The following is a 19453-nucleotide window of genomic DNA, read 5'->3' as shown; positions in this document are numbered from 1 at the left end:
ACTTTCCCTCCAGTAACACAATTATCCATCATATTTATCCTTACATACAAATAAAAAGCATCCTAGATGGATGCTTTTTATTTCAATGATATGTACTTAATCTTGATTAATCAAAATAACCGCTGGACCAGCTACTACTACTCCAGCTACTTCTATTTTTTCAAATTCCTTTACTGTAATAGATATAACTCCTTCTCTTTCCATCAATTCTTTACTCAGGACATCAGTCGGGATTGCTTTCACCGTCTTACCTCCTTTTCATTTATACAATATGATAAAGTGAAACTTTCATCAGTGGGGTTTTTGTCCGTACTTATTGATTATTAACCCTCACCAATCGGGCGAATAATCGCCCAATGCATCTATATATATGCATCACCTCCGCTTTCATTCCTTATTCCACTCAAAAACCTTCTCCCCCTTCCTTGACATATTGAAAAATAAAAAAGAAGCTATAACATATAGCTTCCCTCCACGTTTCTTTAATCTTTATGCACCGTATATTCCATGACTTTACCATCTCTATCAAATTGTAAAATAAGCTGTTCGCTATCTATTGGAATAAAGCCACGTTCAGTCCCAAGATAATACAAAGTGATAACTCCTTCTTCCCCACTTCTCGTTTCCGTTGGGGCTCCTAACAATTGTGTAATTTCTTCATTTGATTTCCCTATTAATTTATATTTTTGTAATAGATCATCTACCATATGTACCCGCTTATCTGCATGATTTAACCATCTATTTTGATTAAACTTTGATGTATATTCATTTACACTTAGTTGTACATTGCACACTATTAATGGTATGAGTGCTACTATTAACCCCCCCAACATTTGCTTCTTTTCTTCATTACGATTTTTAGAAACATATAAAATAGCCCTTTGAATCATGACTAATAAAACAAATGGTATGAATACTACAAAAATGCTCCTTACACTTAAGGGTATATGGACCATATCAATGACGAATATAAATACAATGTACATTACTATATATAAACAAAAAGAGACATACAAAATGCCACGTAGCATAGCGTTCAGAAAGATCTCCCCTTTTAACTCACTATATAATTCATCCGGCTAATCATTTCTTGAATCTGTTCTAATTCTTGCACTGTATATACTACTTCCCCTGCTAATATTTCATTTCTAAAGAACGTTACAATTTGCTCCCGATCTTTTAATCTAGGTGTTTCCTCACTAGAAAGGTCTACTATTTCTTTTCCATCTTTATTATAAAAATATACAACTGGTTTTACTTTTTCTTTTATACTATTAGCCTGCATTTCTTTCAAACCACTGTATAAAATTTGAGATAGTTTCTTCGCCCTATATACTGGATTCCCTTCATTTTTCACTTGTATAGTTGACGAATCTTTACCTACTATATATTCAAATGTCTCTTCTTTTTCAACTTCTTGTTGATACTTACCCATTTCATCAATCATAAATGAATATATACCCGCATTTTCTTTCGTTAAACCATGAATTAATTTCTCTTCCCATTCTTTCGTCTCAAGTAGATAAATACCAGTTTTGCACAAGATGAGATGATGGATTCGATTATCGTTTATTTCACTATTATTTTTAATAAAAACATTCGGCATGATTTGAATTTCAGCATCTAATATGGTGCCTTGCTCTATGAATCCTCGTTTCATATAATGTAATGTTTCGTACGTATTCATTTCAGCGCCGTTTTTAGTATATTCTCGTAGATTTGCAATTAGTTTTTGAAACATATGTATTTCGTTATTATGTTTGTTTTGCATTTCACTACGTTCTTTACTATGCTGCACAGCTAATTGATTTTTCATCATACGCATATTTTCAATTTCTCTATTTGCACTTACTTGTAAATCATTGTATTTTTTCTGTTCCATATTTTTTAAATTATTTTGTTGTTCTTTATGCTCTATCACCGTAGCTGCAATTTCATTTTTATACGTTTCAATCGCTTGTTTCTTTTCAAATTCTACTTGCTGACTCTCTGATTCTAACTGTTTATTTTTATAAAACAGCACAAATACTACAGCTAATAATATTAAAACCGCACCTATTAGCACATAATTCATATTTTTACCCCTTTATTTCATTTTCGATTATTTTTTTATAAATATATCTATTATAGTATACTATGGTTTCGATATAGACTTTGTAAAAGTTGTATATTTTTAATAAAAGGCACCTCTGACGGGGCACCTTTTATTTTCACTCTATTGTACACCATACTGAATATAACTTGGATCGTAGTATATCCATTGATTTGTCCCTAAGCAAAGCCATCCATCTTGCTTGCTCCATACTCGATACGATTCACCATGATGTAACTGTCTTATAACATTTCCATTTAATGATGGAGCATCACGCAAATTTACATTATCACCAGTAATAGTCGCCACATAATGTTTATACTGAATATAACTCGGATCATTATATACCCACTGATTTGTCCCTAAACAAAGCCATCCATCTTGTTCTCCCCAAACTTCATATGTTTCGCCACGATTCAATTGGCGAATTACACTAGACTGCAAAGATGGTCCACTTCTCAAATTCACATGATCTCCATTAATTATAGCAACCCCGTACACTGGAGTTGCATTATTAGGCGGGGAAACATTACCTCCACCACTTGCTCCATTCCCTTTTAAAGCTTCTAATGAAACTGCAGCTGATACATCACAATTTCCTACGCCTGAAATTTGTCCAGAATCTGTGTACTGCCACGCTGTCCACGCTGTCCATCCACCAGCATCAGCAGGCGGTGTACTCGAGTATTTAGCAATCCAAAGCGGTATATCACTTAATCCGCTAATTCCGAACTCATTAATATACCAAACTCCTGTATATAACATTACATCTTTTCCAGTAGCCTGTTTCACATAATTTATGAAACTTCTTGCCCAATTCGATATAGCGTTACCAGTTAAATTACTGTTACTCGGATCTGTTGGTGATTCTAAATCCAGAACTGGCATTAAGTCTGTCTGGTTATTTTGTAATATACTCACAAAATATTTTGCCTCTGAAATTGCATCATTTTGTTCTGGGCGTGCAAAATGGTATGCACCAATTAATACATTCGCATTTCGTGCTGCTTGTACATTCTTAGTAAAAGTAGGATCAATGTAGTTTACACCTTCTGTCGCTTTTGCATACGCTGCTGGAATTCCAGATGCCTTCACTGCATTCCAATCAATATTCCCTTCCCAATGAGACACATCAATAAACGTAACATTTGAACTTGATCTGTTTTGCATATAAAATCTCCTATCATTTTTTTACTTCGTATACATACAATATGTACAAGTTTCATAAGAGGACACGACATTTATGCTATAGAAACAAAGAGTAAACATATTTTGTATACAAAATAAAAAAGACCTTGTATTACAAGGCCTTTTGCAAACTCACTTTATTTTGTAGCAAATACATATTATAATACAAACCTTGCTCACTTAATAATTCTTGATGTGTCCCTCTCTCTATTATCTCTCCATCATGCATCACAAAAATTTGATCCGCATCTTGAATTGTAGATAACCTATGCGCAATGGCTATCGTCGTTCTACCTTTTCGCATTTGTTGCAACGCTGTTTGAATAGCCTCTTCTGTTTCTGTATCGATATTAGCTGTTGCTTCATCTAATACTAATACTTTCGGATTCGTTGCTATCGTTCTAGCAAAAGCAATTAATTGTCGTTGACCGCTTGAAAATGCTGCACCTCTTTCTACTACTTCTGTTTCATACTGTTTTGGTAACTTTTCAATAAACGTATTCGCTTGCACAAATCGAGCAGCTTCTTTTACTTCTTCATCCGTAATTTCTTCATTATACATACGAATATTTTGCTTTACATTTCCAGCAAATAAAAATGCATCTTGCAATACGAGTCCTATTTTCTTTCTAATTTCTCGTTCTTCAAATTTTTCTAAATCTACACCGTCTATTACAATATTTCCTGACTTAATATTATAAAATCGCATTAACAAATTCATAATCGTACTTTTTCCGCTACCAGTATGCCCAACAAAAGCAACCGTTTGCCCTTGTTTCACGTGAAATGATACATTTTTTAAAACGTCACGCTTTCCATCATATGAAAAAGTAACATTTTTAAATTCAATATCTCCATCCACGATTTGAGGATTCTCATTGCCTTTTTGAACCGGTGCTAAATCTTTCTCGTCCATTAAATGAAATACACGTGATGACGAAACAAGTGCCTGTTGGAAGAAGGACAATTTCATCATCATCTCATTTACAGGTTGGAAGAAACGATGTATATAGTTAACAAAAGCATATAAAACTCCTACTTCAACAGGACTCTTTAAAGCATCAATCCCAAATAAACCTAGTACTAACGCAATAGCTACAATATGTACTAAATCCGTAGCTGGTCGTAAAAGTAATGCGTCTAACTTCAAAGTACGTCGCCCTGCACTATAATGTTTATTATTCACTTCTTCAAACTCTTTTCTCATACGTTTTTCTTGTCTGAACACTTGAACAATATTCATTCCTTGTATGGACTCGTTCAACTTTGCATTTAACACGCTTAGTTGATTACGTACTTCTAAATAAAAAGCTGCACTTTTCCGGCGATATAATACCATAATCGCAAACATTATCGGAATTAATACGAGAGAAAATAGCGCTAATTTTACATCTAATAAAAACATCGCTACTAAAATACCTACTAAAAAGACTACATTTTTTACAAATGTTGATAATACACTGACATAAAAATCTTTAATCGCTTCCGTATCATTTGTTATACGCGATACAAGTGTACCAATCGGCGTACGATCAAAGAAACTTAATGACAGCTTTTGAACATGTTCATATACTTCAACTCGCATATCTTGAACAATCTTAAAAGCAATGTTCTGAAAGTACAATAGATTTAAATACGTAAATAGTACTTTTAATAAATGAGCAACTATGTAAATTACAAATAAAGTAACGAGCGCTGATCGTTCAAAATCCCGCGGTACTAGGTGTTCATCGAGGAATTGTTTAATTAAAAAAGGACCCATCATTTCCGTTACTGTCGCACCAACTAAAAAGATAAATGCTAAAGATAGTAACCCTTTATATGGCTTCATATAGGAAAGCAATCTACTTAAATCACTTCGCTTCTTCTCTACCATCATACGCCTCCTTTCTCGACTAAAGCTTCTAATTGCTGGCTTTCATACATTTCCTTATACCAGCCGTTTTCCTTCATTAATTCCTCATGTGTACCTCTTTGTACAATTCTACCTTCATCAACAACAAGAATAAGATTGGCATGCTGAATTGCACTTAATCGGTGTGCAGTAATAATCGTCGTTTTCCCTGCTCTCTCCCTCTTTAAGGCACTTAAAATCGTCTCTTCTGTTTTTGCATCTACCGCTGATAAACAATCATCCAAAATTAAAATTTCAGCATTTGTTAATAAAGCACGAGCAATAGAGATTCGCTGTTTTTGACCACCAGATAACGAAACACCTCTTTCCCCTACTACTGTTTCATATCCTTCTGAAAATTGGAGGATGTCATTATGAATACAAGCAATCTCTGCAGCTTTGGTAATTTCATTATATGTAGCATCCGCCTTTCCAAAGGCAATATTCTCACCAATACTTGCTGAAAATAAAAAATGATCTTGCGGCACGTATGAAATGGCAGAACGGACACCATGAAGTGTTATATCTCGAATATCTCGCTCCCCAATTTTTAATTCACCATTAAAATGATCATACTCACGGATTAAACATTTTAATAAAGTCGTTTTCCCTGCGCCTGTACGTCCTACAACTCCTAGCGTTTCGCCCTTCTTCAAATCAAAGTGAATATCGTTTAAATGTAACAATTCATTTTTCTTATACGAAAATGAATCAACGGCAAACGAAACATTACCGCTCGCTATTGTATGTACAGCATTTTCGCTATTTACTACATCTGATTTTTGTGAAAGAATTTTTTCTACACGGTCATATGAAGCACGCCCACGCTCCATAATATTGAATAACCATCCAAACGCTAACATTGGCCAAACGAGGGTACCTAAATATGTCGTAAATGTAACGAGATCACCTACTGTTAATTCACCTCTTACAACTAATACTGATCCGTAACATACTGCGATTAAAAAAGAAAATCCAACGATAAGAGAGATTGTCGGATCAAATAACGAATCAATACGTGCAACTAACACATTTTTATGTACAACATCTTCTGATTTTCTTCGAAACGCCTGTAAATCTTCTTTCTCTTGTCCAAGCGAGCGAATCACTTTCATTCCACTCATACTCTCTTGCACTTTATCATTGATTTCCGAAAACGATTGCTGTGCTTTATGAAACCTTTTATGTAATAAAGTTCCATAATAATTTGTCGAAATAGCTACAATCGGCATTGGAATTAAACTTAATAATGTTAACTTCCAACTAATTGTAAAACCCATCGCTACGAGTACACATCCTCCGACAGCTAATGAGTCAACAAGCGTCAAAACACCTGCTCCAGCAGTTTGCTGGATCGCTTGAATATCATTGGTCGCATGTGCCATTAAATCACCTGTTCGATTTGACTGATAGAAAGATGGACTCATCTTTGTAAAATGTTCATACAAATTTTTTCGTAATTGGCGAGCTAATTTTAATGAAGACCCGAAAATCATAATACGCCATATGTAACGTAATATGTACATCGTAATACCTACAATTACTAATAGTACAACCCATTTTAGTAACTTATCGGTCGTCAATGTTCCATCATTAATTTCATCTACAACGATTCCAATTACTTTTGGTGCTACAAGTTCTAAAAGTGCAACGCCAAACAATAAAATAATTCCAGTTATGTACGCTCGTTTTTCTTGTTTAAAAAACCATGCTAAATTCATAAACACTTTCATTTTTTTCCTCCTCCCTTAAAATGAGCGATGTTTTCAGTTTACCAAAAATACAGAATTTTTAAAAGTTTTAAAAACTATAACTAACAAAAAGAAAGACACTCTTAGCGAGTGTCTTTTAGCGCTTATTTCATTTGTTGCTTGTTCATTGCGCTCATCATTTGATTGATTTTCTTTTGGGAAGGTTTTTGTCCCATTTGCATCATCATCATTTTTAACATTTGTTCGTTAATTGGTGGATTTTTTTGTAAGTAATTCATCATGTATTTGCGGGCAATGAAAAATCCTAACGCCACGCCTGCTACTAGTGCTACTACGCCCACTAGAATACCTAACCAAATTGGCATATATTTTCCTCCTTCATGTTGTCTACCTTACAGTGTACTAAAACCTTTTCAATAAGACAAGATACAATTCGACATTTTTTACACATATGTTCGTACTTGTTTTAGAGGATTCAGCCATCCGTACTTTGTATTTTCATAATCCATAGCTAAAAATGTTAATTCACACTTTCTTAACACCTCAAAGAACGTCGTTTCCATAGAGACATTTCCAGAGGTATTCATACGAATATAGTGCGGTTTCACCATTATTTCGCCGTACTCCGCTCCCGTATAAAGTGTATGTGTATGATGTGTTCTATCATATTTACCAAGAACGCGCAAAGCTTGTTCTAATTTATGATGAATTTTCATTACTTGCAATGGCATCGTTATATACATCATTTGCTTATATAACACTTTTTTCTCCGAAAGGGACCCAGATTCTGAAAATCGAGCAAATAAATCAAAAAACAAATATTCACGACCAAAATAAGCTTTCGCAATATCCTCTTGAATTAAATACAATTCATACGTTTTCATTTTTCCACTCCCAATCTGGACAACCTTTTCTCTTCATTATATATAAGAAAATTTGCAATGATTGTCTGACTGCGGAGAGATAAAAAACTTTTTCTGTCGAAAAAACTCATTTACATAGAAAAACCTCTCCATGCCGGAGAGATTTTTCTGAAATCATTAAAGCATTTCTTTTACTTTACGAACAACGTTCTCTACAGTAAATCCATACTCTTCCATAATCTTCTCACCAGGAGCAGAAGCACCGAATGTATCGATACCTAACACATCTCCTTCAAGACCTACGTAACGGTGCCATCCGAATGTAGCACCCATTTCGATTGCGAAACGTTTTGTTACTGCTTTTGGTAATACAGATTCTTTGTACTCTGCAGTTTGAGCTTCGAAGCGATCCATAGATGGCATGCTGACAACAGCTGCGTCAACGCCGTCTACTGCTAATGCTTTTTGAGCTTCAACAGCTAGGCTTACTTCAGATCCAGTTGCAAGTAAGATTACATCAGCCGTTTCTTTCTTGCTTGCAGAAACTACATATGCACCTTTTGCTACTTTTTCATACGTATCATCTTTTGCACCTTCTAATGTTGGAAGGTCTTGACGAGTTAATACTAAAGCAGTTGGTTTATTTGTAGATTCTAAAGCTAGTCTCCAAGCTGCAACAGATTCGTTACCATCAGCAGGACGAATAACAGAAACGTTTGGCATTGCACGAAGCGCTGCTAATTGCTCGATTGGTTCATGTGTTGGACCATCTTCACCAACAGCGATACTGTCATGTGTGAATACATACGTTACTGGCAATTGCATTAATGCTGCAAGGCGAATTGCTGGACGTAAGTAATCAGAGAATACGAAGAACGTACCACCGTAAGTTTTTAAACCACCATGTAGTGCAATACCGTTCATTGCTGCACCCATTGCGAACTCACGTACACCGTACCAAATGTTTTTACCGCTGTAATCATCTCTTGTAAAGTCTTTTTCGTTATTCATGTATGTTTTGTTAGAACCAGCAAGGTCAGCAGATCCACCGAAGAATGATGGTACAGACTCTGCAATTGCATTAATTACAGCACCAGAAGAATTACGAGTTGCTGCTTTTGATCCTAATTCATAAGTCGGTAAGTTTTGCTCCCAACCTTCTGGAAGTTGACCGTTCATTGCTGCTTGGAATTCGTTTGCTAATTCTGGGTATGCTTGTGCATATTCACCTAGCATCGTGTTCCACTCAGCTTGCGCAGTTTCACCAACATCTTGTACTGTTTTACGGAAGTTGTCATATACTTCTTCTGCTACGTGGAAGTCTCGCTCAGCAGTCCAAGCATATGCTTCTTTCGTTAATTTTGTTTCTTCTACACCAAGTGGAGAACCATGTGAAGCTGATTTTCCTGATTTGTTTGGAGAACCGAAACCAATTGTCGTTCTTACTTCAATTAGCGTTGGGCGTTTTTCGTCAGCTTTCGCTTCTTCAATTGCTTTCGCGATTGCTTCAATATCGTTTCCATCCTCAACACGGATTACTTGCCATCCGTATGCTTTGTAACGATCTTCTACACTTTCAGAGAATGAACGATTTAAATCGCCATCTAATGAAATATCGTTTGAATCGTAAAGCACAACAAGACGACCTAATTGTAAATGAGCAGCTAATGAAGATGCTTCAGCAGAAACGCCCTCCATTAAATCTCCATCACCACAAATAGCGTATGTATAATGATCTACTACATTATACGCATCACGGTTATATTTAGCAGCTAAATGTCTTTCAGCCATTGCCATACCTACAGCAGTTGCAATACCTTGTCCAAGTGGACCAGTCGTTGCATCTACACCAGCTGTATGACCGTACTCAGGATGTCCTGGAGTTTTGCTTCCCCATTGACGGAAGTTCTTTAAGTCATCCATTGTTACATCATAACCAGATAGGTGAAGTAGACTGTATAATAACATTGAACCATGACCTGCAGATAATACGAAACGATCACGGTTAAACCACGTTGGGTTATTTGGATTGTGTTTCATAAATTGAGTCCATAATGTATAAGCCATTGGTGCTGCACCCATTGGCATTCCTGGGTGACCAGAGTTTGCTTTTTCAATCGCATCGATGGATAATGTGCGAATCGTGTTGATAGAAAGTTGTTCGATTGAATGTGACATGCTATTCTTCCCTTCGCTTATATTAGTAAACGTTTTATACATTTATATGATAGCTTCCCACGCAAGATTATACAACATGTATCGACAAATATGTTGATATTTTTTTGATTTTTTATAAAAAAATCAATGTTTCCGGGAATGTATGGGCATTCAATATGACATACTTTTTCATTATTTTTATTTTAAAAAGAAAGGTAATTATCTGTATATTTATACAAATTCCTTCTATACTTACTTTTTTAAATAAGTTTTTAAAAACATAAAAAAGCATCTAACTTCGATGCTTTTCAAATAAGTTAAACAATCCGTTTCCGAATCGAGCTTGAAATCAAATCAATTATAATTACCATTAAAATAATACCTAATAAAATAATACCAACACGAGACCAATTCCGTGAACTCAGCGCAAAAATTAAAGGTGTACCAATCCCTCCTGCTCCAATAACCCCTAAAATTGCAGCGGATCGTACATTAATTTCAAATCTGTATAACGTATACGATAGAAAATCTGGTAACACTTGCGGTAACACCGCATACCAAAGTATTTGAAAACGATTTGCTCCTGTTGCTAGTAACGCTTCCGTCGGTCCTTTATCTATGTTTTCAATTCCTTCTGAATATAGTTTTCCTAACATTCCAATAGAATGCAATCCTAAGGCTAATACTCCTGCAAAAGAGCCTGGACCAACAGCTTTTATAAATAAAAGAGCCATAACTAATTCAGGAAACGTACGAACAAAACTAAGTACAATTTTCCCAGATCCTGAAGTTAATTTTCCACTACTCATATTCGTTGCCGCCCAAAAGGCAAACGGAACAGATAAAAATGCAGAAATAAATGTACCTAATATCGCAATTGCCAACGTATCAATTAATCCATGTAATAAATCTTCACCATCTGGCAAAGATACATACGACCAGTCTGGACTCAATATCCCTGTCATAATTGCTTTTGTAATTTCTCCCGCCGTTTCCTTTATTCCCTCTAGCGGTACTCCTGAAAAAGCCCATATATAAACAAATGTAAGTGCTATAAAAATAAACGAGCGATACACACTCGGTTTCTTCGGTTTTGGTACGATTATCGTCGTTTTACTCATTATAATTTCTCCCGCAACAATGTACTTACATAATCAATTACCAATACAACAACAAGAGTATAGATGATAATAGATGCAGTTTGTTGATATTGTAAAAATCCAAGTGTACGATCATAATATAGTCCAATACCACCTGCTCCTACTAAACCTAGGACAGCCGCTGCCCGTACATTCACCTCAAATGTATATAGTACATAGGAAACAAAGTGTGCTTTTACTTGTGGAATGACTCCATAAACAATCCATTGCACCTTATTAGCCCCTACAGCTGTCATCGCTTCTAGTGGGCCAGGGTCAATTGATTCAATTGATTCATACAACAATTTCGCCACGAGCCCAATTGAGAAAAAAGTAAGAGCTAAAATACCCGGAAGTGGTCCTATTCCAAAAATAGCTACGAAAATTGCCGCTAATAATAAATCTGGTATCGTTCGAATAAAATTTAAAATCAATCGAGCTGGACTGTATAAAAATGTACTAGTAAACACATTACTTGCCGCAAACAGTGCAAGTGGAATAGCTAAAATCGCTCCTAAAGTCGTCCCAATAATCGCCATACGTATTGTATCTAACATTGCTGTTGTAATAACTTGAAAATAACTCCAATCTGGCGGCACCATTTCTTTTAACAAATCCATTATATTAGGAAAACCAACTACTAGCTTTGAAAATGATGCGTCGACCTGTATACTACTTCCCCACAACAGTAAAATGAATAGAATAAACGTTAACATATGTTTTAACTTACTCGGCGGCTTCGGTATCGACTTCGAATATATCGTCACATCATTCATTTAACTGCCACCTCTAACAATTCACTTTTCTGTGCTACGTCACCATAAATTTCAGCAAACTTTTCATCCGTTGCTGCTTCTACTAAACCATCAAAAACAATTTCGCCTGCATGTAATCCAATAATACGCGTCGCATATTGCCTAGCTAAAGCAATAGAATGTAAGTTTACAATTGTTGTAATTCCAAAATCTTCATTAATTTTCTTTAAATCATCTAATACTTGCTTTGTTGTTAGCGGATCTAACGACGCAACAGGTTCATCTGCCAATATGATTTTTGCTTCTTGCGCCAATGCTCTAGCTATCGATACACGTTGTTGTTGTCCTCCTGATAATTCATCAGCACGTGCATATGCTTTTTCTAAAATATTCACTCTTTTTAACGCTTGAAATGCGAGCTCCACATCCTCTTTCGGAAACAAACCTAACGTTGTACGCAATGTCGAATGATATCCAACACGGCCAGCTAATACATTCTTCAATACTGTTGATCGCTTTACAAGGTTAAAACTTTGAAAGATCATACCAATATCCCGGCGCATACGTCGTAAATCTTTTCCTTTTGCAGCAGTAATAGACTCACATTCAATCATGATTTCGCCTTCTGTAATCTCATGAAGACGATTTACCGATTTTAGAAGTGTAGACTTTCCAGCTCCGGACAGCCCTACCATTACAACAAACTCACCTTTTTGAATTTTCAAGTTTATATTATTCAATCCTTTTGTACCATTTGGATACACTTTGGAGACATTTCGAAATTCTATCACACATCTTACCTACCTTCTATGTATTCAAAACGGCAAACTAACTGAAAACATTCCCTTTCAGCTAGCTGCCATTTCCATATGTATTATTGCGTTTTTACTTTCTTCCCATATTCACGAACGATGTCAAATTTACTATCATCAGATTTAACATATCCTTCATGTGAATATACTTCTTTAATGATTTTGTGACCTTCCTCATTTTTTCCAATTTCAATGAAAGCATCCTGTAATTTCTTGCTCCACTCTTCATCTAAATCAGAACGTACCGAAATCGTATCGTTTGGAATTTTCTCCGTAAATTTCACTATTTTCGTTTGCTCGAATATATTCGGATAATCTTTTTTTACAATATTACGAGCATCTTGGAATACAACAGCTGCATCTACGTCACCATTTAAAAGAGCAATAAGCGACTGATCGTGACCTTTTAATGTAACAGGTTTCACATCTTTTAACGGATCAATTCCCTCTTTTAATAGAACAGCTGCAGGCCATACATACCCTGCTGATGATGTTACATCTTGATAACCAATCTTTTTACCTTTTAAATCTTTTACACTATTTATATTAGAGTCTTTTTTAACAACAAACTCAGATTTATAATAATCTACTAAATCTTTTGTAGGAGCTCCTGTTTCATCCTCTACTCCAAAACGTTGTGCTTGTAAAATTACATTTGCAGCCTTCTTTTCATGTGCTAATACGTACGCTGTTGGCGGTAAAAATCCTACATCTACTTGTTTAGATGCCATCGCTTCTACAATTGTATTGTAGTTCGTTGAAATACTAACTTTTACTGGAATATTTAACTTATCACTTAATAGCTTCTCAAGCGGTTTTGCCTTCGCCTCTAACGTATCTGCATTTTGAGAAGGAACAAATTGAACATTTAAAGTCTTCGGTACATACCCTTTTTTCGTATCTTCATTTTTACTTGCACTTGATTCCTTCGTTCCACAGCCACTTAATAATCCCGCTGCTAGTACAACTGTTGTGCTCATTGCAAAAACTTTTTTCAACATATTAATGCCTCCATTTTTCATTGTTATAAAATAACCTTTCATAAACATGAAGAAATATATCACATATTTTTACAAATAATTGATTATTTACAGAATCTTTACACATTCTATACACTCACATTAAAATTCTCTTCACATATTTGATATGATGAATTGGAAGATAACAATAGAAAAGGTGAGTCATATTGGAACAAAATCAAACTGTAACTTTAAACATCTTATTAACAAGCGATATACATGGCACTGTTTATCCTATTCACTACCAAGATAACTCCCCAGCAGAACTTGGTTTAGCTAAAATTTCTACTCTTATAAAAAAAGAACGTTCCCAAAATACAAACGTTCTTTTAATTGATAATGGCGACTTTATTCAAGGAACACCATTTACTTATCATTATGTTACATACGAAAAAAACAAAAAAAACCCAATGTCCTTATTAGCGAATTACTTACAGTATGACGCTGCAATTATCGGCAATCATGAGTTTAATTACGGGATGGGTATATTAAATAACGCTGTGACTACTGCGAACTTCCCGTACCTATCAGCAAACATTTTAGATAAAAACATAAAGAAGCCTTATTTCGGAAAACCTTATATAATCAAACAGATTGAATCCAATATAAAAATTGCTATTTTAGGGGTGACAACGCACTACATTACCAATTGGGAACAACCCCATCACATTAAAGACTTACAATTTGAAGATGCATTAGAAACAACGAAAAAGTGGGTTTCTTACATTCGCAAACATGAGAAACCAGATTTACTAGTCGTAGCGTATCACGGGGGAGTTGAACGAGATTTACAAACCGGGGTACCGACTGAAGTTTTAACAGGAGAAAACCAAGGATATGCAATGTGCCATGAAATTGAAGACATAGATATTTTATTAACAGGCCACCAGCACCGGGAAATTGCTCACACAATGGCTAACGGTGTAACAATTTTACAGACCGGATGTAATGGAAACTCAGTTGGAAAAGTAAAAATAACATTCGAAAAAACAAAACATAAATGGGTTAAAAAAGAGAGTTCTTCTGAATTATTATCTGTACAAGGAGTTGAGGCTGACCAAGATGTACTTTCATTGGTAGCCGATTACGAAGAGAAAACACAAAAGTGGCTTGATCAACCTATTGGAATCATTCAGGGGGATATGCAAATTTCAGATGCTATGCAAACTCGTTTGCATGATCATCCTTTTATCGAATTCATAAATAAAATACAGATGGATATAGCTAATGTATCAATTTCTTGTACAAGTTTGTTCCATAATACATCTCCAGGTTTCCCGGAACATGTAACAATGCGTGACATCGTTTCTAATTATATTTATCCGAACACATTAAAAGTAATTAGACTAACTGGAGCGGACATAAAAAATGCTCTTGAACTCTCTGCTTCTTATTTCACATTAAAAACAGATGGATCCATCACCGTAAGTCCTACCTACATAGAACCAAAGCCACAACATTATAATTATGATATGTGGGAAGGGATTTCATACGTATTAAACATTTCAAAACCAATTGGTGAAAGAGTAGAATCTTTACAGCATAACAGTGCTCCTCTTAATATGAATGAAGAATATGACGTTGTAATGAATAATTATCGTGCAAGTGGCGGGGGAAATTTCTTTATGTTTCAAAACAAACCGGTAGTAAAAGATATCCCCACAGATATGTCTGAACTTATCGCTAATTATATATTGGAACATAAAACGATAGAAGCAACAGTTAATAACAACTGGAAAGTTATTAAATAACGATTTTTACATATAAAAAAGATGGGCTTCGCCCATCTTTTAATTTAATCTTGCATTATCTTGCTTTTTTAAAGCTTTTAATTTCGTCGGTGTAACATCTGTACCTTCTTCGTTAACAACTTTAATACCTTTAAGTTCGTTTAACATATTTTGACGAAATCCTTTTAAATATTGTTCACGTAGCGATTGACGCTCACGTTGCTCTTCTTCAGTTAAACCTTCAGCTTTTGCTTTTTTCGCTAAGAAGTTAATGCGTTCAACGAGTTCGTGATTAATCATCTCGAATCCCCCTTCTAATCAAAACTGATTATTATCATACAATAGTTACTCTTCTTTATCAAGTAATTGCTTCGTATACTCTACATATCTACGATGTACAGTCGCCTTTGAAACATTATGACCAAATCCACGTAATGTTGCTGCAATTTCTTCAAACGTGAGTTCACTTTTTCGCAAACGTACAATTTCCTCAATTGGCACTTCTTTTTTCTCTCTTCCTACACTTAAATGACGATTTTTTAAATTTTTTTCTGGACGATAACCTTTTTCTACTGCACGTTGCATACCTCGTTTAATTTTCAAATTATGAATCTTTCTTTGATATTCTTCAACAATACCAATAATATCTAATACCATTGAATCAGAATCCGACAATTGTAATTCACCATTATGTGTATGCGTATATACTTTTATGCCTTCTTTATGTAAACAATGCATTAACGCGATCTTCGCATTTCCTCTACCAAGACGCGTTTCATCTTGTATAAGTAACACATCAATTTGTTCGTCTCGAATTGTATCCAACACCTCTAATATACCGTCACGTTCAATTGTATATCCACTAGCCTGCTCTTCAATCACCTTAGTAACATTCATTTGATAGCGCTCAGCTAAATGCAATAATTCATCTTTTTGACGTAATAATGATGTTTCTTGCGCTTCTTTCGTTGTACTCACACGTGCATAAATAATTGCATTCATTTTGAACCCCTCTTTCTCCCTATTATTTCCCTATAGTGTAACATAAATCCGCCATTTGTTCGAACTTATGTTTGTAGAATGTTTTTTCACATGTTATACTTATTAATAAGAAAAATGAAAGAAAACGAGGTGTTAGAAAACATGGAAAAGTTAACGAAACGCCAGCAAGACATTCTCGACTTTATTAAGCTAAAAGTACAAGAAAAAGGATATCCACCTTCCGTACGTGAAATTGGTCAAGCAGTCGGCCTCGCTTCTAGTTCTACAGTGCACGGACATTTATCACGATTAGAAGAAAAAGGATACATTCGACGCGATCCAACAAAACCACGTGCCATTGAAATTTTAGGTGAAGACCGAATGGATACGGAAACACAATCTGTTATTCAAGTTCCAATTGTCGGAAAAGTCACTGCTGGTTTACCAATTACAGCGGTCGAAAGCGTAGAAGAACATTTCCCACTTCCAGCTAGTATTGTTGCTGGAGCAGACCAAGTGTTCATGTTACGTATTTCTGGAGATAGTATGATTGAAGCTGGTATTTTCGATGGAGATTTAGTTGTTGTTCGCCAACAGCAGTCTGCATATAATGGTGAAATTGTAGTCGCTTTAACAGAGGATAACGAAGCAACAGTTAAACGTTTCTATAAAGAAAAAGACCATTTCCGTCTACAACCAGAAAACTCTTCATTAGAACCTATCATTTTAAAACAAGTGTCAGTTATCGGGAAAGTAATTGGCGTATATCGTGATTTACATTAAAAATAACAAAAAGAAGATAATTACCTTATTTATATACGGTAATTATCTTCTTTTTGTATTTTGATAGATTTCCATGCATTCTATTTCTTATTAACGAGTTTCAATCGTCACATCTCCCGCAGCCGTTTTACCGCTAATCTTTTTACTACCATTTCCAATTGTTACATTTTTATTTTCTTCATTAAAAATCGTTACATCTCCCGCAGCACTTTGCCCAGTAATTACCGCATCTTGTGGTTTTTCCGATAAAGTAATATCTATATCTCCCGCAGTTGAACTTGCTTCTAGATTATATTTAGAATCATGATCTTGAATATTTATTTCCCCACTTGTTGTTTTTGCGGTCACTTTCCCTAATACCTTCTTAAAGTTCACCTCACCAGCTTTTGTCGATCCCTCCACATTCTTAGCCGTTACTTGTTTCAACTCTACTTCTCCAGCAAGTGTTCTAACACTTACGCTATCACTTTTCACATCACTCATTTCGATTTGTCCAGCAGATGAATTTACTTTTACATCTTGGTAAGAGCGTTCGGGCACAAGTAGAGTCAATTTAGACGTTTGAAACCTAAAATCGTAAAAAGAAAAATCAAATGAAGCACCTTTTTCTCTTTCCCCAATAATTTTTAATGTGTCACCATCTTCTGCGATACGAATCTCTTGTTTACGTACATCTCCCGATTGCTTTACATAAAAAGAAGAGTCAGGAGATTTTTGAACAATAATATCCCCGGCATCTAACTTAACTTCTATATTTTTTAATGTTTTGTTTTTAATTACATTTTCTTTATCGCCTTTTTCAGCAGTTTGTACTGCTTTTTCATATGTTTGGGAAATTCCTATTACTCCAATAACGATACAAGCGATAGCGATTAAAAATAGTTTTTTCATCATTTACTCTCCTTTTATCATTTTGAAGTTCCATATTACATATCGTACACACAATCTCTTAAACCACTTTGTACTATAAAAAGCGATAATACATAACAATAAACCTACTCCAACAAACGTTATACTAACGAAAAGATCCAACCATATAAAAGTACCCATAAATACTTTTCCAATAACGAAAAGTGGTGTTACTACACTAGCAATACCACCGATCCAAAAAGAAAATATAAAAGCAATAATTGCGACTAACGGGCCTAACACAATAATAAAATTAAACAAACTAAGTCCAATCGCTGCCATAACAGCTCTTGTCACATTTGAAGTCGATGGATTTTTTTTCATTTCATCGAAGCGATACATCGCAAGTAATTCTTTCGCGATTACTTTCGGAGAACCAAGGCCCTGTATTATTTCCGATTCAGTTTTCCCCTCTTCTAGTCCAAACTGAAAGTGCTCTTCATAATCCAATAAAATATCTTGCCTCTCTTCCTCTGGTAACTTTCTAAGATAACTTGATAATTCTTTAAGAAACCCTTCTTTACTCATCCCATTCCACCCCTTCAATAATTTCTTGTACCCCTTTCGCAAAATCACGCCATTCTGTTACTAACAAATGAAATTGCGTCTCCCCTTGCTCTGTTAATTGATAATATTTACGAGGTGGCCCTTCCGTAGATTCCTTTAAATACGTTTGAAAATACCCTTCTTTCGTCAAACGACGTAATAAAGGGTATACTGATCCTTCCGATATTAAAAATTTATTAGAAATTTGCTGAACAAGTTCATAACCGTAACTATCTTTACGTTTTACAAGTGCTAATACACAAAGTTCAAGCACACCTTTTTTAAATTGAACGTTCAAGTGCCATCCTCCTTTCCTATCTTAGTACTGTTCAATACACGGTACCTGTTTTATCCATAATATACCACTTAGTATTGTTTATTGCAAGGTACTAAACTATATTTATTCCCTAAATTTAGAAAATGAACTAACAAAATTCTGAATAAAACTATGTTATAACTAAGCAGCATTCAAAGTTTCATTTCATTTACATTAATATTAGACTTCATTCACTCTTTCCTCTTGAAAAATCCACCACAAACTTATTCACTATAGCTAATGAGAACCTGCATATGCGACAAATACTTTAATACCATATTTTATTTCTCATCATCGTTCCCCAAGATTTTTCGCTTAACATCTGATAAATCCTTCGACAACGAACTAAATGCTTTTGCTTGTTCTTCAATGACCTGTTGATTTTTTTCAATAACTTTTTGATATTGTTCTTCGCGCTGTTCATTCTTTTTTTGCGTAGTAAACAGCATCCATACAAATAAAGCTGCGAATGCTCCTTGTTGAATCATTGAATTGAAGATTTGTTCTTCCATCGTTCTCATCTCCTTTTCAAAAATTAAAGAGAATCATACGAGTGA

At 35.0% G+C, this 19453-nt stretch carries 21 protein-coding genes; 2 read left to right on the top strand and 19 right to left on the bottom strand.

The window, feature by feature from the left end:
* Positions 1-96: 96 nt before the first annotated feature.
* The 13 genes from ACZDYH_RS05035 to ACZDYH_RS04975 form a co-directional block, all read right to left on the bottom strand.
* Positions 97-243, bottom strand: coding sequence for a BC1881 family protein (locus tag ACZDYH_RS05035; protein WP_000644411.1), 147 nt, complete (start codon positions 241-243; stop codon positions 97-99).
* A gap of 239 nt (positions 244-482) precedes the next feature.
* Positions 483-1031, bottom strand: coding sequence for a hypothetical protein (locus tag ACZDYH_RS05030; RefSeq protein WP_098906050.1), 549 nt, complete (start codon positions 1029-1031; stop codon positions 483-485).
* A gap of 23 nt (positions 1032-1054) precedes the next feature.
* On the bottom strand, positions 1055-2074 hold the full coding sequence (locus tag ACZDYH_RS05025) for an NERD domain-containing protein (protein ID WP_434712574.1): 1020 nt from the start codon (positions 2072-2074) through the stop codon (positions 1055-1057).
* A gap of 141 nt (positions 2075-2215) precedes the next feature.
* Positions 2216-3262, bottom strand: coding sequence for a GH25 family lysozyme (locus ACZDYH_RS05020; protein WP_044306944.1), 1047 nt, complete (start codon positions 3260-3262; stop codon positions 2216-2218).
* A gap of 130 nt (positions 3263-3392) precedes the next feature.
* A complete protein-coding gene (locus ACZDYH_RS05015; protein ID WP_006920020.1) occupies positions 3393-5156 on the bottom strand; it encodes an ABC transporter ATP-binding protein in 1764 nt (587 codons plus the stop codon).
* Entirely contained in the window at positions 5156-6907 is a 1752-nt protein-coding gene (locus ACZDYH_RS05010; protein ID WP_006920021.1) for an ABC transporter ATP-binding protein, read from the bottom strand. Before ACZDYH_RS05010 ends, ACZDYH_RS05015 begins: the two co-directional genes overlap by 1 nt.
* 122 nt (positions 6908-7029) lie before the next feature.
* Positions 7030-7251, bottom strand: coding sequence for a YneF family protein (locus ACZDYH_RS05005; protein ID WP_001123317.1), 222 nt, complete (start codon positions 7249-7251; stop codon positions 7030-7032).
* A gap of 78 nt (positions 7252-7329) precedes the next feature.
* Complete coding sequence (gene sirA / locus ACZDYH_RS05000; RefSeq protein WP_000860645.1) at positions 7330-7770, bottom strand: sporulation inhibitor of replication protein SirA; 441 nt, start codon at positions 7768-7770, stop codon at positions 7330-7332.
* Positions 7771-7926: 156 nt separating this feature from the next.
* Positions 7927-9927 (bottom strand): transketolase, encoded by a 2001-nt coding sequence (gene tkt, locus ACZDYH_RS04995; RefSeq protein ID WP_434712577.1) that lies wholly within the window; start codon positions 9925-9927, stop codon positions 7927-7929.
* A 296-nt stretch (positions 9928-10223) separates the two neighbouring features.
* On the bottom strand, positions 10224-11027 hold the full coding sequence (gene phnE / locus ACZDYH_RS04990; protein WP_000047893.1) for a phosphonate ABC transporter, permease protein PhnE: 804 nt from the start codon (positions 11025-11027) through the stop codon (positions 10224-10226).
* Positions 11027-11821 carry a phosphonate ABC transporter, permease protein PhnE gene (phnE, locus tag ACZDYH_RS04985; protein ID WP_001000763.1) on the bottom strand — a complete coding sequence of 265 codons (795 nt, stop codon included), beginning with the start codon at positions 11819-11821 and terminating at the stop codon, positions 11027-11029. The genes phnE (ACZDYH_RS04990) and phnE (ACZDYH_RS04985) overlap by 1 nt, the downstream gene beginning before the upstream one ends.
* A complete protein-coding gene (phnC, locus tag ACZDYH_RS04980) occupies positions 11818-12591 on the bottom strand; it encodes a phosphonate ABC transporter ATP-binding protein (RefSeq protein ID WP_000569245.1) in 774 nt (257 codons plus the stop codon). The genes phnE (ACZDYH_RS04985) and phnC overlap by 4 nt, the downstream gene beginning before the upstream one ends.
* Positions 12592-12674: 83 nt before the next feature.
* Positions 12675-13613: a phosphate/phosphite/phosphonate ABC transporter substrate-binding protein gene (locus ACZDYH_RS04975; RefSeq protein WP_000915065.1), complete on the bottom strand. Its 939-nt coding sequence runs from the start codon at positions 13611-13613 to the stop codon at positions 12675-12677.
* A gap of 185 nt (positions 13614-13798) precedes the next feature.
* Here ACZDYH_RS04975 and ACZDYH_RS04970 point away from each other — a divergent pair, with 185 nt between their 5' ends.
* The gene (locus ACZDYH_RS04970) at positions 13799-15382 is read left to right on the top strand and encodes a bifunctional metallophosphatase/5'-nucleotidase (RefSeq protein ID WP_368970346.1); all 1584 of its coding nucleotides are present in this window, start codon (positions 13799-13801) and stop codon (positions 15380-15382) included.
* A 39-nt stretch (positions 15383-15421) separates the two neighbouring features.
* On the opposite strand, the gene ACZDYH_RS04965 is transcribed toward ACZDYH_RS04970, so the two are convergent.
* Positions 15422-15661 carry a DUF896 domain-containing protein gene (locus ACZDYH_RS04965; RefSeq protein ID WP_000607016.1) on the bottom strand — a complete coding sequence of 80 codons (240 nt, stop codon included), beginning with the start codon at positions 15659-15661 and terminating at the stop codon, positions 15422-15424.
* 45 nt (positions 15662-15706) lie between these two features.
* Positions 15707-16363 carry a YneB family resolvase-like protein gene (locus ACZDYH_RS04960; RefSeq protein WP_000991469.1) on the bottom strand — a complete coding sequence of 219 codons (657 nt, stop codon included), beginning with the start codon at positions 16361-16363 and terminating at the stop codon, positions 15707-15709.
* A gap of 141 nt (positions 16364-16504) precedes the next feature.
* On the opposite strand from ACZDYH_RS04960, the gene lexA reads away from it, so the two are divergent.
* Positions 16505-17125, top strand: coding sequence for a transcriptional repressor LexA (gene lexA, locus ACZDYH_RS04955; protein WP_000413738.1), 621 nt, complete (start codon positions 16505-16507; stop codon positions 17123-17125).
* 90 nt (positions 17126-17215) lie between these two features.
* Here the strand turns inward: lexA and ACZDYH_RS04950 are convergent, their stop codons facing one another.
* From ACZDYH_RS04950 to ACZDYH_RS04935, 4 genes are all read right to left on the bottom strand, one after another.
* Positions 17216-18019 (bottom strand): DUF4097 family beta strand repeat-containing protein, encoded by an 804-nt coding sequence (locus ACZDYH_RS04950; RefSeq protein ID WP_006920048.1) that lies wholly within the window; start codon positions 18017-18019, stop codon positions 17216-17218.
* On the bottom strand, positions 18020-18562 hold the full coding sequence (locus tag ACZDYH_RS04945) for a DUF1700 domain-containing protein (RefSeq protein ID WP_000031384.1): 543 nt from the start codon (positions 18560-18562) through the stop codon (positions 18020-18022).
* Positions 18555-18878, bottom strand: a complete 324-nt coding sequence (locus ACZDYH_RS04940; RefSeq protein WP_001102628.1) for a PadR family transcriptional regulator — start codon at positions 18876-18878, stop codon at positions 18555-18557. Before ACZDYH_RS04940 ends, ACZDYH_RS04945 begins: the two co-directional genes overlap by 8 nt.
* Positions 18879-19177: 299 nt before the next feature.
* On the bottom strand, positions 19178-19408 hold the full coding sequence (locus ACZDYH_RS04935; protein WP_000392444.1) for a BhlA/UviB family holin-like peptide: 231 nt from the start codon (positions 19406-19408) through the stop codon (positions 19178-19180).
* Between the last annotated feature and the right edge of the window lie 45 nt (positions 19409-19453).

It is taken from the genome of Bacillus sp. EB V-12, from assembly GCF_056158125.1.
The sequence above is the reverse complement of the archived record's forward strand: the minus strand, read 5'-3'. Positions and strand labels throughout refer to the sequence as shown.

What these genes read in the sequence shown, in the direction of transcription:
- ACZDYH_RS05030 (WP_098906050.1), bottom strand. Translation starts at nt 1,031, where the DNA reads ATGCTACGTGGCATTTTGTATGTCTCTTTTTGTTTATATATAGTAATG.
- ACZDYH_RS05025 (WP_434712574.1), bottom strand. Translation starts at nt 2,074, where the DNA reads ATGAATTATGTGCTAATAGGTGCGGTTTTAATATTATTAGCTGTAGTA.
- ACZDYH_RS05020 (WP_044306944.1), bottom strand. Translation starts at nt 3,262, where the DNA reads ATGCAAAACAGATCAAGTTCAAATGTTACGTTTATTGATGTGTCTCAT.
- ACZDYH_RS05015 (WP_006920020.1), bottom strand. Translation starts at nt 5,156, where the DNA reads ATGGTAGAGAAGAAGCGAAGTGATTTAAGTAGATTGCTTTCCTATATG.
- ACZDYH_RS05010 (WP_006920021.1), bottom strand. Translation starts at nt 6,907, where the DNA reads ATGAAAGTGTTTATGAATTTAGCATGGTTTTTTAAACAAGAAAAACGA.
- ACZDYH_RS05005 (WP_001123317.1), bottom strand. Translation starts at nt 7,251, where the DNA reads ATGCCAATTTGGTTAGGTATTCTAGTGGGCGTAGTAGCACTAGTAGCA.
- sirA (WP_000860645.1), bottom strand. Translation starts at nt 7,770, where the DNA reads ATGAAAACGTATGAATTGTATTTAATTCAAGAGGATATTGCGAAAGCT.
- tkt (WP_434712577.1), bottom strand. Translation starts at nt 9,927, where the DNA reads ATGTCACATTCAATCGAACAACTTTCTATCAACACGATTCGCACATTA.
- phnE (WP_000047893.1), bottom strand. Translation starts at nt 11,027, where the DNA reads ATGAGTAAAACGACGATAATCGTACCAAAACCGAAGAAACCGAGTGTG.
- phnE (WP_001000763.1), bottom strand. Translation starts at nt 11,821, where the DNA reads ATGAATGATGTGACGATATATTCGAAGTCGATACCGAAGCCGCCGAGT.
- ACZDYH_RS04975 (WP_000915065.1), bottom strand. Translation starts at nt 13,613, where the DNA reads ATGTTGAAAAAAGTTTTTGCAATGAGCACAACAGTTGTACTAGCAGCG.
- ACZDYH_RS04965 (WP_000607016.1), bottom strand. Translation starts at nt 15,661, where the DNA reads ATGATTAATCACGAACTCGTTGAACGCATTAACTTCTTAGCGAAAAAA.
- ACZDYH_RS04960 (WP_000991469.1), bottom strand. Translation starts at nt 16,363, where the DNA reads ATGAATGCAATTATTTATGCACGTGTGAGTACAACGAAAGAAGCGCAA.
- lexA (WP_000413738.1), top strand. Translation starts at nt 16,505, where the DNA reads ATGGAAAAGTTAACGAAACGCCAGCAAGACATTCTCGACTTTATTAAG.
- ACZDYH_RS04950 (WP_006920048.1), bottom strand. Translation starts at nt 18,019, where the DNA reads ATGATGAAAAAACTATTTTTAATCGCTATCGCTTGTATCGTTATTGGA.
- ACZDYH_RS04945 (WP_000031384.1), bottom strand. Translation starts at nt 18,562, where the DNA reads ATGAGTAAAGAAGGGTTTCTTAAAGAATTATCAAGTTATCTTAGAAAG.
- ACZDYH_RS04935 (WP_000392444.1), bottom strand. Translation starts at nt 19,408, where the DNA reads ATGGAAGAACAAATCTTCAATTCAATGATTCAACAAGGAGCATTCGCA.